The organism is Streptomyces sp. NPDC059255 (assembly GCF_042752355.1).
GTDB lineage: Bacteria > Actinomycetota > Actinomycetes > Streptomycetales > Streptomycetaceae > Streptomyces.
Window position 1 is genome coordinate 112,099 of sequence record NZ_JBHYZP010000020.1, and the last position, 12,560, is coordinate 124,658.

The 12,560-nt window shown below is 72.1% G+C and carries 11 protein-coding genes and 1 pseudogene; 8 read left to right on the forward strand and 4 right to left on the reverse strand.

What is annotated here, in order from left to right:
- Positions 1-128: 128 nt before the first annotated feature.
- The 4 genes and pseudogenes from ACFXKG_RS23320 (at position 129) to ACFXKG_RS23335 (ending at position 4,558) form a co-directional block, all read left to right on the forward strand.
- The gene (locus ACFXKG_RS23320; RefSeq protein WP_384842232.1) at positions 129-1,004 is read left to right on the forward strand and encodes a hypothetical protein; all 876 of its coding nucleotides are present in this window, start codon (positions 129-131) and stop codon (positions 1,002-1,004) included.
- Between the two features lie 151 nt (positions 1,005-1,155).
- Positions 1,156-2,262: pseudogene (locus ACFXKG_RS23325) on the forward strand (family 43 glycosylhydrolase); the annotation flags it as partial.
- 75 nt (positions 2,263-2,337) lie between these two features.
- Positions 2,338-3,081, forward strand: a complete 744-nt coding sequence (locus ACFXKG_RS23330) for a glycoside hydrolase family 43 protein (RefSeq protein WP_384842390.1) — start codon at positions 2,338-2,340, stop codon at positions 3,079-3,081.
- A gap of 1 nt (position 3,082) precedes the next feature.
- Entirely contained in the window at positions 3,083-4,558 is a 1,476-nt protein-coding gene (locus ACFXKG_RS23335) for an RICIN domain-containing protein (protein ID WP_384842235.1), read from the forward strand.
- A gap of 7 nt (positions 4,559-4,565) precedes the next feature.
- On the opposite strand, the gene ACFXKG_RS23340 is transcribed toward ACFXKG_RS23335, so the two are convergent.
- A complete protein-coding gene (locus ACFXKG_RS23340) occupies positions 4,566-5,198 on the reverse strand; it encodes a TetR/AcrR family transcriptional regulator (RefSeq protein ID WP_384842237.1) in 633 nt (210 codons plus the stop codon).
- 165 nt (positions 5,199-5,363) lie between these two features.
- Here ACFXKG_RS23340 and ACFXKG_RS23345 point away from each other — a divergent pair, with 165 nt between their 5' ends.
- A complete protein-coding gene (locus ACFXKG_RS23345; protein ID WP_384842240.1) occupies positions 5,364-6,359 on the forward strand; it encodes an NAD(P)-dependent alcohol dehydrogenase in 996 nt (331 codons plus the stop codon).
- A gap of 9 nt (positions 6,360-6,368) precedes the next feature.
- Here ACFXKG_RS23345 and ACFXKG_RS23350 read toward each other — a convergent pair whose 3' ends face one another.
- The 3 genes from ACFXKG_RS23350 to ACFXKG_RS23360 form a co-directional block, all read right to left on the reverse strand.
- Entirely contained in the window at positions 6,369-8,147 is a 1,779-nt protein-coding gene (locus ACFXKG_RS23350) for a glycoside hydrolase family 13 protein (RefSeq protein ID WP_384842243.1), read from the reverse strand.
- A gap of 94 nt (positions 8,148-8,241) precedes the next feature.
- Positions 8,242-8,514 (reverse strand): YkvA family protein, encoded by a 273-nt coding sequence (locus ACFXKG_RS23355; protein WP_384842246.1) that lies wholly within the window; start codon positions 8,512-8,514, stop codon positions 8,242-8,244.
- Between the two features lie 117 nt (positions 8,515-8,631).
- Positions 8,632-8,823, reverse strand: a complete 192-nt coding sequence (locus ACFXKG_RS23360) for a hypothetical protein (protein ID WP_384842249.1) — start codon at positions 8,821-8,823, stop codon at positions 8,632-8,634.
- A 127-nt stretch (positions 8,824-8,950) separates the two neighbouring features.
- Between ACFXKG_RS23360 and ACFXKG_RS23365 the strand changes: the two genes are divergently transcribed.
- From ACFXKG_RS23365 to ACFXKG_RS23375, 3 genes are all read left to right on the forward strand, one after another.
- The gene (locus tag ACFXKG_RS23365) at positions 8,951-9,481 is read left to right on the forward strand and encodes a CGNR zinc finger domain-containing protein (RefSeq protein ID WP_384842252.1); all 531 of its coding nucleotides are present in this window, start codon (positions 8,951-8,953) and stop codon (positions 9,479-9,481) included.
- A 106-nt stretch (positions 9,482-9,587) separates the two neighbouring features.
- Positions 9,588-10,754: a serine hydrolase domain-containing protein gene (locus tag ACFXKG_RS23370; RefSeq protein WP_384842255.1), complete on the forward strand. Its 1,167-nt coding sequence runs from the start codon at positions 9,588-9,590 to the stop codon at positions 10,752-10,754.
- Between the two features lie 672 nt (positions 10,755-11,426).
- Positions 11,427-12,344 (forward strand): S1 family peptidase, encoded by a 918-nt coding sequence (locus ACFXKG_RS23375; protein WP_384842258.1) that lies wholly within the window; start codon positions 11,427-11,429, stop codon positions 12,342-12,344.
- The last annotated feature ends 216 nt before the right edge of the window (positions 12,345-12,560 follow it).

Below are 12,560 nucleotides of genomic sequence, written 5' to 3' on the forward strand. Positions count from 1 at the left end.
CACGTTCCCCGTGATGGACGGAACCCGCCAACGCGCGGCAACCTTTCGGCGCGCGGCGGAGACCTGGGGGTGGGCGGGCCGCAGGGCTCGCCCACCCCCACAGCCCCCACACCCCGAGAAGAGCCGTGATGTCCTTACCCGCACTGCGTACCGCCGTGGTCGCCCTGATCGTCGGCGCGCTGACCGTTCTCGGCCTCGTCACCCCCGCGGGCGCCGTCCCCGTCGTCGCCGGCGCCGCGCCCACGGCGGCCGTGCCGGCGGCCGCCTGGAACCCGCCCGCCCAGCTCGTCCGGCCGCTGGACGAGGTCTGGCGGCACGTCGAGTCCACCTACCCCGATCTGTACGGCTTCCGGAACTACGGCTGGGACCAGGTGATGGCCAACCGGGGCCGGATCGCCTACTGCGTCCGCTGGGAGTCCGACCAGCCGGTCAGCGCGCAGCTGCGCGACGAGATCCACGCCGCGCTCAAGCGCCAGTCGAAGAAGTGGACGGACACCGTCGCGGGCTTCGAGGGCTTCCCGTACGCGCAGGTCCCGGTCGACATCGTCGGCTGGGCCGTCAAGAACCGCTCCACGCTCCAGTGGACCGACAACTCCGTCGACATCTACACCAATGTGCTCGACGGCGGGGGCGCACCGCAGTGCGCGCCCGACTGCGGGCGTTTCTTCCACCAGAACGGCGACTACTCCAGGTGTCCCGGCGGCGCCGCCCGCCACTACGACCAGTCGCTGTGGCTGACCAAGGGCTTCCAGGGCGGCGCGGGCGGTGACTGGGGGCAGCGCATCGGCAGCGAGTACATGGTCGGCGCGCGCGGCCAGGAGGACATCCACATCCTGGAGCACGAGATCGGGCACACCTACGGCCTCGACGACTTCTACGACTGGACGCCGACCGGTGTCGGCGGCTTCATCATGCAGGCGGGCAGCGCCACCCGGATCACCGAGTTCGACCAGTGGATGTACCGGGACTTCTGGCGTCACCTGAAGAGCCGTTACGGCCTCTGACACACGCCCTGGGGGCGGGCGGGACGGGTGAGGTCGGTCCCGTCCGCCCCGTTGACCTCCCCGTACCGCACCTCTACGGTTTCGGCGTTCGGAATCACAGATGGTGTTCGACATATCGGACGCGCCCCTCTGTCCCGGAAAGGGAGACTGCATGAGCCGCAGTGATGTCCCCGGCCGACGCGTGCTGTTGAAGGGGGCGCTCGGCGCGGGTGCCCTCGCCGCCGTCCCCGGCGTCGCCCGCGCCGCCGTAACCGCCACACCCGCCTCGCCCGGCGTCCTCGCCGTCCCCTCCGCGGGCCCCGGCGGGGACCGTACGCCGCCGCCGGGAACCGCGTACCGCAATCCGCTGGTGGAGCGGCGCGCCGATCCGTACATCCACCGGCACACCGACGGCAGGTACTACTTCACGGCGACGTCTCCCGAGTACGACCGCATCATCCTGCGCCGCTCCCCCACCCTGGGCGGCCTGTCGACCGCGCAGGAGTCGGTGATCTGGCGGCGGCACACGAGCGGCGACATGGGCGCGCACATCTGGGCTCCGGAGATCCACCACATCGACGGGAAGTGGTACATCTACTTCGCCGCGGGACGCGCCGACGACGTGTGGCGGATCCGGATCTGGGTGCTGGAGAACGCCAACGCCGATCCGTTCCAGGGCACGTGGACGGAGAAGGGGCGGATCACCACCGCCTGGGACACCTTCTCCCTCGACGCGACCACCTTCACCCACCGCGGCACCCGCTATCTCGCCTGGGCGCAGCAGGAGCCCGGGATCGACAACAACAGCGGTCTCTTCCTCTCCGCGATGGCGAATCCGTGGACGCTGAAGGGGCCGCAGATCCGGCTCAGCACACCGGAGTTCGACTGGGAGACCGTCGGGTTCAGGGTCAACGAGGGGCCGGCCGTCATCCAGCGGAACGGCCGGGTCTTCCTCTCGTACTCGGCGAGCGCCACCGACCACCACTACTGCGTGGGGCTGCTCACCGCCCGCGCGGACAGCGATCTGATGAACCCCGCCTCCTGGTCGAAGTCGCCCGCACCGGTCTTCGTCAGCAGCGCGGCGAACGGGCAGTACGGTCCCGGCCACAACTCGTTCACCGTCGCCGAGGACGGGCGTACGGACGTGCTCGTCTACCACGCCCGGCAGTACAAGGAGATCAACGGCGACCCGCTGAACGACCCGAACCGGCACACCCGGATCCAGCGGCTGGGCTGGCGGGCGGACGGCACCCCCGACTTCGGGGTGCCGGTGGCCGACGGACCGGTGCCGGACGCCACCGCGGCGGTGACGCGGTACACGATGACGGCGTTCACCAACTCCAGCGAGTCCAACATGTACGTGTACGAGTCGGCGGACGCGCTGGCCTACTCGCTGCTGAGGGGGCCCGCGTACACCCCGCCCTCGGGGCTGATCCGCGACCCGAGCCTGATCAGACACACCGACGGCTACTACTACATCGCGCACACCACCGACTGGACGGGGAACACGATCGGGTTCGCCCGCAGCAGGGACCGTACGAACTGGCAGTTCCACGCCCGCCACACCCTGCCGGTGGCCGGGGTGGCGCGCACCTGGGCGCCCGAGTGGTTCGTGGACGCGGACGGCCGTACGCACATCATCGTCTCCCTGGACACGACGAACACGTACACGTTCCGGCCGCATCTGCTGAGCGCGACGGACGGCTCGCTGCTCAACTGGACGGCGCCGAAGCCGGTGGCGGGGCTCGACCGCTCGAACTACATCGACACGTTCGTCGTGCGCCACGACGGCAAGTACCACGCGATCACCAAGCAGGAGACGACGAAGTATCTGGAGCACGCCGTCGCGGACCGGCTCGAAGGGCCGTACACGTTCACCGGCACCGGCGACTGGGCGGGCTGGGGCAGCTGGCGCGAGGGGCCCGCGCTCGTCCAGCTGGACAACGGCGGCTGGCGGATCTACTTCGACGGCTACGCGGAGCAGAAGTACTACTACAGCGACAGCCTGGACGGGCTGCGCACCTGGACGCCGATTCGGCAGCTGCCCGGACTCTCGGGCTTCGCACGGCACTTCACCGTACTGAGGGAGCGTGTCTGAGATGAGACGGGTACGTACGGTCCTGCTCGCGCTCTGCGTCGCGGCGGCGGGGTTCCTCCTCCCCGCGACCGCCGCGCACGGCGCCGAGGCGGGGCTCTCGGCGCAGGGCACGGGGGTGGGACCCTCCGCGCAGCGCGTCCAGGCGGGCCCCGTCTCCGTCACGAACGGGGGTCAGTTCACCGACACCGGCGGGCAGTTGGTGCACGCCCACGGCGGCGGGGTCATCAAGGTCGGCTCCTGGTACTACTGGTTCGGCGAGAACCGCAACGCGGACAACACCTTCCGGTACGTCTCGGCGTACCGCTCCGCCGACCTGAAGACCTGGGAGTTCCGCAGGCATGTGCTGACCCAGGCCACCGACCCGGAGCTGGCCGCCGCCAACATCGAGCGGCCGAAGGTGGTCTACAACGCGGCGACCGGCCGGTTCGTGATGTGGATGCACAAGGAGAGCGCCACGGACTACAGCCAGGCGCGGGCCGCCGTGGCGACGTCCGCCACGGTCGACGGCGACTACGCCTGGAAGGGGAGCTTCCGGCCGCTCGGCACCCACATGTCGCGTGACATCACCGTCTTCACGGACACCGACGGCACCGGCTACATGGTGTCGGCCGCCCGGGAGAACTACGACCTCCAGATCTACCGGCTCACCTCCGACCACACCGCCGTCGAGAGCCTGGTCGCCAACCCCTGGCCGGGCGGGCACCGCGAGGCCCCGGCGCTCTTCAAGCGCGGCGGGGTGTACTTCATGCTGACCTCCGGCGCCACGGGGTGGAACCCCAACCAGCAGCAGTACGCCACGGCGACCTCGCTCGCCGGGCCGTGGAGCGCGATGCGGAACGTGGGCGACTCGACGGCGTACAACTCCCAGACCGCGTACGTCCTGCCGCTCCAGGGCACGTCGGGCACCTCGTACCTCTACCTGGGCGACCGGTGGGGCAACTCGTTCGGCCAGAAGGTCAACGACTCGCGGTACGTGTGGCTGCCGCTCGCCTTCCCGACCAGCACCTCCCTGACCATGGACTGGTACCCGGAGCTGACCGTCGACACGGCGGCGGGCACCGTGACCGGTTCCGGCGGGCCGTACGAGACGCTGACCGCCCGGCACAGCGGCAAGTGCGCCGACGTACCGAACCAGTCGGTGCTCGACGGTGTCGCACTGACGCAGTACACCTGCAACGGCGGCGGCAATCAGCGGTTCTGGTTCAAGAACACCGGTGACGGATATGCGCAGTTGATGGCCCGGCACAGCTCGCTCTGCCTGACGGAGACGGCGGCCGACGTCCAGCAGCGCGCGTGCGGCGGCGCGCCCGAGCAGCAGTGGCGCGTGGCGGTGAACACGAGCGGGTACACCACACTGACCTCCCGCGCGAGCGGTGAGTGCCTCGACGTGACCTCCGCGTCCGCGGAGAACTCCGCAAGAATCATCACCTACACCTGCACGGGCACCACCAACCAGCAGTGGCAGCGGAGTACTTGACGTCGCGTCAAGCCACGTACAGACGGTCCAGGCCGAGCGGGGCCGGGGGCGGCAGCGGCTCGGCACCCTCGGTCCGGAACGCCTGGAGGAGATAGCCGACGAGCCGCCGGGACGCCTCCGGCCCGGTGGCGCCGCCGGCCCCGGTGGCGACACCGCAGTTGGCCAGAAGGATCAGAGTGAGGTCCGCCAGGGCGAAGTCGGGGCGCAGCCGCCCGGCCTCCTGGGCCCGCCGGACCAGCCCGGCGAACGCCTTCTCGGCGCGCTCGCGCTCCCGCTCGAAGGCGAGCGCCCCGGGGAAGGCGGTGAGGAACGCGGCGGTGAACCCCCGGTCCACGGCGTGCAGGGCGCAGATCTTCTCGACGACCGTGCAGAACCCGCGCCACGGGTCGGGGTCGGCCACGGCCTCGTCCACGACCGCGACGCAATCGGTGAGCTGGTCCGAGAAGACCTCGGTGACCAGTGCCTCCTTGGTGGGGAAGCGCCGGTAGAGGGTGGCGGCGCCGACGCCCGAGCGCCGGGCGATCGCGGACATCGGCACGTCGAGGCCGTGTTCGGCGAAGGTCTCGCGCGCGGCCGCGAGGATGCGCTCGCGGTTGTGGAGCGCGTCGGAGCGCAGCATCCGAGAGGGTTCAGTGGGCATGACTCTCACTTTAGCCCAAGTGGAAGAGGTCGTTCATTTAGCGTGCTAGCGTGACCAGTAAGTGAACGACCTCTTCCACTTAAGCCGGGGCGCTCCCATTCCTCCCCTCCCCCACGCCCCCAATTCCCTGACACTCCGTCCACCCCACTCCTGACAGGCAGAGCATTGAGCGAGATGCGCGCGGCACTGTACGACCGTTACGGCCCCCCGGAGGTGCTCTACGAGGGCACGGTCCCAACGCCCGTCGCCGGCCCCGGCGAGCTGCTGGTACGGGTCCACGGCGCCGGCGTGAACGGCGGCGAACCCCCGATGCGGGCCGGGAAGCTGGCGGCCCTGGGCGGCCGGAACTTCCCCAAGCGCACCGGTGTCGACTTCGCCGGTGAGGTGGCGGCGCTGGGCCCCGGCCTCACCGGCCCCGCGGTGGGCGCCCGGGTGTGGGGCGCTCTGCCGCGCAACCGGATTCTGCGCGGACGGTCCGGCAGCGCGACCGAATACGTGGCCGTACGCCCCCGGCAGGTGGCCCTCGCCCCCGCCGGGACCGACCTCGTGCGGGCCGCCGCGCTGCCCGTCGTCGGCACGACCGCGGTCACGGCGCTGCGCGACAAGGCCCGCCTGCGGCCCGGCGAGCGGCTGCTCGTGCGCGGCGCGAGCGGCGGGGTCGGCCATGTCGCCGTCCAGCTCGGCCGGGCGCTCGGCGCGCGGGTCACCGCGCTCGCCGGGGCCGGGAGCCTCGACTTCGCGCGGGAACTGGGTGCCGACGAGGCGTACGACTACCGGACCACCGGGCCGGACGAGCTGGGCACGTTCGACGTCGTGCTCGACACCGTCGGCAGGGACCTGCGCGCCTACCGGGGGCTGCTCGCGCCGGGCGGCCGCATGGTGGCGATCGCCTTCGACGCCGGCAGGCCGGGCCCCGCGATCGGGTACGTGCTCGGGACCGCCGTCTTCGGCTCCCGGCGGATCCGGGCCTTCAGCGGCAACCCCCTGCACCAGGACTTCGCCGACCTGACCGGTTACGTGGAGAGCGGAGCCGTACGGCCGGTCGTGGCCGCCGTGCACCCGCTCGCGGAGATCGCCGCGGCCCACCGCGCGCTGGAGGCCGGCGGGATACGGGGCAAGCACGTCGTCCAGGTGGTCCGGCCCTCCGGCCCCGCCTCCTGAGGGCGCCCCTCACCCCTCCACGGGCCCCCGGGCATCCAGCCAGACGGCCGTGTCCGGGGCCAGCAGCAGCCCGCCCTGCGCACTCTCCGGCGCGCTTTCCGGCGTGGGGGCGTCCGGCGTCGGTACGTCCGGCGCCGGGGCCTCGCTGAACAGCAGCGGCACCGCTCCCGCGGGCAGCGGCAGCGGGGCGCCGGAGAAGTTCACCCGGCACTCCAGCCCCGCGCCCTTCCGGAAGGCCAGCTCGCCCTCGGCGGACGGCAGCCACGTGAAGTCCTCGTCGCCACGGAAGCCCCGGCGCAGGGCCAGCGCCGTACGGTACAGCTCCAGGAACGAGCCCGGGCGGCCCGTCTGCGCCTCGACCGCGTACCCGCCCCAGCCGGCCGGCTGGGGCAGCCAGCTCCCGCCGGGGCCGAAGCCGTACGAGGAGCCGGTCGCCGTCCACGGCAGCGGCACCCGGCAGCCGTCGCGGCCCTTCACCGTGCGCCCGGTCCGCTCCCACATCGGGTCGCGCAGCGCCTCGGCGGGCAGGTCGGCGACCTCGGGGAGGCCCAGTTCCTCGCCCTGGTAGAGGTAGGTCGTGCCGGGCAGGGCGAGGGTCAGCAGCGCGGCGGCGCGGGCCCGCCGCCGGCCCCGGGCCTCGTCCGGCGCGGGCGTGGGGCCCTCGCTCATCAGCCAGGCGCGCGGGTCGGTCCCCTCGGGCAGGGCGTACCGGGTGAGGTGGCGGACCACGTCGTGGTTGGAGAGCACCCAGGTCGGCAGGGAGCCGACGGACGCCGCACCGGTGAGGGACATGTCGATGACCTCCCGAAACGCCTCGGCCCCCCAAGGGCAGCGCAGATGGAAGAAGTTGAACGCCTGGTGGAGCTCGTCGGGCCGGGTGTACAGCGGCAGCCTCGCCGCACTGACCCCCGCCTCCGCGACCATGATCCGGGGCGGCGCGTACGAGTCGGTGATCTTGCGCCAGACGCGGTAGATGTCGTGGACCTCGTCGCGGTCCCAGAACGGGTGGTCCTCGCCGCTGGGCGGCGCGTTGAGGGGCGCGGTGTCGCCGCCCCGGGTGTCGCGCAGCGGCGGGGTGAGGTCCTTGCGCAGCCCGTGCGCCACATCGATGCGGAAACCGTCGACACCGAGGTCCAGCCAGAAGCGCAGGGTGCGCTCGAAATCGGCGATGACGTCGGGGTTATCCCAGTTCAGATCGGGCTGCTCGGAGGCGAAGATATGCATGTACCACTGCCCGTCGGGGACCCGGGTCCAGGCCGGGCCGCCGAACTTGGACTGCCAGTCCGCGGGCGGCTCCGCGCCGTCCGGGCCGCCGCCGTCCCGGAAGACGAACCGGTCGCGGGCGGCCGAGCCCGGCGGGGAGGCGAGGGCCTCCACGAACCAGGGGTGCCGCTCGGAGCAGTGGTTGGGCACGATGTCGACGATCGTACGGAGCTGCAGCGACCGGGCCCGCGCCAGCAGCGCGCGGAAGTCGTCCAGGGTGCCGTGGCGCGGGTCGACGTCCCGGTAGTCGGCGACGTCGTAGCCGCCGTCGGCCAGCGGCGAGGGATAGAACGGCGTGAGCCAGACGGCGTCCGCGCCCAGCTCCGCGATATAGCCGAGGCGGTCGGTGATCCCGCGGAGGTCACCCATGCCGTCACCGTCGGCGTCGGCGAAGCTCGGGACGTAGACCTGGTAGACGACGGACTCCCGCCACCAGTCGCGCGGGCCGCCGTAACCGGCGCCCTGGCCGCTGCCGCCACTGCCGGCGTTGTCAGCGCTGCCGTCCGGGATCGCGTGCTGAGTCACTGGTACCTCTCGTGCCGATGAAACCAGGCCGAAACTCTAGTGGTGCGGTGCGATCATCCCTTCATCGCGCCGACCACGGCCCCTGGTTCCGGAATCACGGCAGCTTCTCCTCCGCGGAGTTCAGCGAGCGCAGCGCCATCAGCAGCACCCCGATGTCGTCGAGGTACACGGGGTCGGGCAGCAGGTCGACGGGCAGGACCAGATAGCCGAGCGCCGCCCAGAACAGCCACTTCCTCGTCAGGGGCACGCCCGCCCTCCGCAGGGTGCCGCGGGCCCGGACGAGCCGTACGGCCAGCACGATCGCGACGCCGAGGGTGAGGGCGACCAGAACGGCGGCCACGGCGACGAGGATCTGGAGTTCGCTCACGGCGTCCTCTCCTTCGGGCTCAGGGACTACGGGCTCAAGGACTACGGGCTCAAGGACTACAGGCTTCGGGCTCGCCCTCTCCGGATACCCGCGCGGGCGCCGGGTCACCGGCACCGGTCACCCGTATGCTCCCGGCGCGGACGGGGCGGGCCGGGCCGCGCGGGGAAGGATCTTCGCGAGCCGGCCGTCGACCAGGACCACCACGCCGCCGCAGCGGCAGGCGCAGTACTCCACCACTCCCTGCGACGTCGTATGGCGGGAGAGCAGGGACCAGCGGGCGTCGTCCGCCGCGCCCGCCCTGTCGCACACCGCGCACCGGTCCTCGTCCGGACACCCACCGTCACCACACCCACCGTCACCGCACCGTATTCGCATACGGCCAGCGTGCTGTCATGACCTAGATACGTTCAACCATTACATTGGCTACGGTGGTGCCATGCAGTTCACCCACTACGGCGGCGAGGCCGCACTCCTCGCCGTGGACCTGGTCAACACCACCGTCACCGGCACCCCGTTCACGCCCGCGAGCCTGGAACCGCTGCTGGCCGCGCGCGGCACCGCCCGGCGCTCGCTGACCGCCGCGGAGGCGGCCGAGGTCGAGGCGTGGAGCCACCGCCTGGCACCCTGCTTCGGCCCGCAGGATCCACGGCGGCGCCGGGAGGCCGTCAACGGCCTGCTCGCCGAGGCGGCCAGCAAGCCGTACATCACCGTGCACGACGGCCACGACCCGCACCTCCACTACGCGGATCCCGCCCTCGGCCCGGTGGCCCACATCCGCGCCGTCACGGCCGCCGCGCTCGCCCATGTGATCTGCTTCGCCGGCCACTCCCGGCTGGGCACGTGCGCCCGCGCCCGGTGCGGCCTGGCCTTCGTCGACACGTCACGCAACGGCAGGCGGGCCTACTGCTCCGTGCGGTGCGCCAACAACGACGCGGTGGCCCGGCACCGGCGACGGGACACGGACTGAACCGGACCCCTCTCCACCGCCTTCCCGCCTCTCCGACCGGTCGGTACGTTTCGGACCCCCGGGCCACCGCGGGCCGTCCGCCCCGCCCGGGGTGAGGGAGGGCTTCATGACCCAGCTCATACCGCGCGTCGAGGGCCACTGCGACGACCGGTTCGCCGCCGTACGCGCCGCGTTCGAGCGGAACTTCCGGGACCGCGGCGACGTGGGCGCCGCCGTGACCGTACGGGTCGAGGGGCGGGCCGTGGTCGATCTGTGGGGCGGGTGGGCCGACGCGGCGCGCGACAGACCCTGGACGCGGGAGACCGTGGTCAACGTCTGGTCGACGACCAAAGGCGCGACGGCGCTCTGCGCGCATCTGCTGATCGACCGCGGGCTCCTCGACCCGGACGCGCCGGTCGCCGCGTACTGGCCGGAGTTCGCGGCGGCCGGCAAGGAGGCCGTCACCGTACGGCAGTTGCTCGCGCACCGCGCGGGGCTGGCCGGGCCGCGGGAGCCGCACTCCCTGGACCTGCTCTACGACTGGGAGTCGACCACCTCCCGGCTCGCCGCGACGGAGCCGTGGTGGGAGCCGGGCACCGGGTCCGGCTATCACGCGCTGACCTACGGCTTCCTCGTCGGCGAGGTGGTCCGGCGGATCACGGGGCTGCTGCCCGGCGCGTTCCTGCGCCGGGAGGTGACGGGGCCGCTCGGCATCGACTTCACCATCGGGCTGCCGGAGGGCGAGGCGCACCGCGCCGCCGAGCTGATCGGTCCGGCCGTCGAGGTCACGCCCGAACAGGCCGCCCGGTACGCCGGGTTGACGCCGGTCATGCTGGCGGCGCTGGCCAATCCCGTGACGGGCGCGGCCGACGCCAACACCGCGGCGTGGCGGGCCGCGGAGATCCCCGCCGCCAACGGGCACGCGACGGCGCGCGGGGTGGCCGAGCTGTACGGGATCTTCGCCGGCCGCGGCCGGGCCGGCGGGCGGCGCGTGCTCTCCCCCCGGACCGCCGAGCTGGTCCGCGAAGGGCAGGGAAGCTGCCGGGACCTGGTGCTGGGCGCCGGCTTCGGCCATGACACGGAGGCCGGTCTCGGGCTCTGGCTCAGCGGTCCGCACGGCATGTACGGCCCCAACCCGCGGGCGTTCGGCCACGACGGGGCCGGCGGTTCCTTCGGGCTCGCCGACCCGGAGGCCGCCCTCTCCGTGGGCTACGTCATGAACCGGATGGGCCCGCACATCGCCGACGACCCGCGGAAGGCGGCGCTGCTCGACGCGGTGTACGGCGCGCTCTGACGCCCGCCCTCCCAGGACCCGCGCACCTCACCCGCAGCACACGTCCAGGGCGAACGCAAGGGCGCCCCACCGGCCGAATTCGCGCACGGTCGGGCGCCGTTCCGCCCCTATCCCCACGCCAGATCGAAAAGATCCAGCCATGATCATCATCGGAGCATTTCGTGGTACGCCGCCGTTAAACGGACGTTCTACGCGCAGAGATTTCAAGCTTTCGGCCGTAACCCCGAGATCACGGCAGACCGTTGCGTCATCTCTTCGACACCCACGGTGAACCATGTGTGTTTGTGATGTCCCATCGTTTGGCAAAATCGTGGCCGAATGACGACTGAAGGCGATTGCCCATCTCAGCAAGGGTGCTGACGGTCTGTCACCAGCCGCCCCGTCCGCCGCCGCGGGCTTTGCTGTAGCTCATTCGCGGGAGCCCGGCGAGGCGGCCGGGCGGGGCGGCGCGCCCGGCCGGGAAGGCGCCCGGCGGCCGGGTTCCGGGGCATCGGGGCAGGCCCGCGCCGCAGGTCCAGAAGTCGGCCTTGCCTCACCAGCAAACGAACCCAAGGATTCACCTCGTGCGATTGACAGGTTCACGGCTAAAACCGAATGGCCGTGCACGGTCGTACGCCAGCGGTCCGCTAACCCAACCGGGCCGCGAAGCTCCCCCACTCAATGGAGGATGTTGTGTCCATCAAGCGCTTTTCCCCCCTCAGCGCGGTGTCCAGACGAGCCCGGCTCCTCGCCGTCGCCTCGGGTCTGGTGACCGCGGTCGCGCTTGCGGCCCCGAGTGCCATCGCCGCCCCGGCGCCGGCCCCCGCTCCTTCCGCGGCGCAGCTCGCCGCCGCCAGCAGCGCCATCGGCGCCGCTGACATCGCCGGTACGGCCTGGTACACGGACAAGGCGTCCGGCAAGGTCGTCGTCACCGTCGACAGCACGGTCTCCGACGCGGAGATCGCCGAGATCAAGAACTCCGTGGCGGACACCGACGCGGGCGTCACGATCAAGCACACCGAGGGCAAGATCAGCAAGCTGATCGCGGGCGGCGAGGCCATCTACGCCGGCGGCGGCCGCTGCTCCCTCGGCTTCAACGTCCGCAGCGGCTCGACGTACTACGCTCTGACCGCCGGACACTGCACCAACATCGGCAGCGCCTGGTACACCAACTCCGCCGGCACCGCCTCGCTGGGCACCCGGGCCGGGACCAGCTTCCCGACCAACGACTACGGCATCATCCGCCACTCCAACTCGGCGGCGGCCGACGGCCGGGTCTACCTGTACAACGGCTCGTACCAGGACATCACCAGCGCGGCCAACCCGACGGTCGGCCAGAGCGTGCGCCGCAGCGGCTCCACCACCGGGGTCCGCTCCGGTACGGTCACCGGGCTCAACGCGACCGTCAACTACGGCGGTGGCGACATCGTCTACGGCATGATCCAGACCAACGTCTGCGCCGAGCCCGGCGACAGCGGCGGCGCGCTCTTCGCGGGCACCACGGCGCTGGGCCTGACCTCGGGCGGCAGCGGCAACTGCACCTCCGGCGGCACCACGTTCTTCCAGCCGGTCGTGGAGGCCCTGAACGCCTACGGCGTCAGCGTCTACTAGCCGGCCCCTCCGTACCGGGGTACGACCTGTTGCCCCGGTACGGACGCACCACCGCACCACCGCATGACCGTACGGGATCCCCCACGCCCGTACCCGCTCCGCGCACGAACGGCGGGCCGCGCTGCGCAGCGCGGGCCCCCGTTGGCGGTTGGGGGGGGGGTGGGCCGCCGAAGGGGTTGAGCGGGGGGGGGCCGGGGGCGGGTCGGTGGGGGGAGG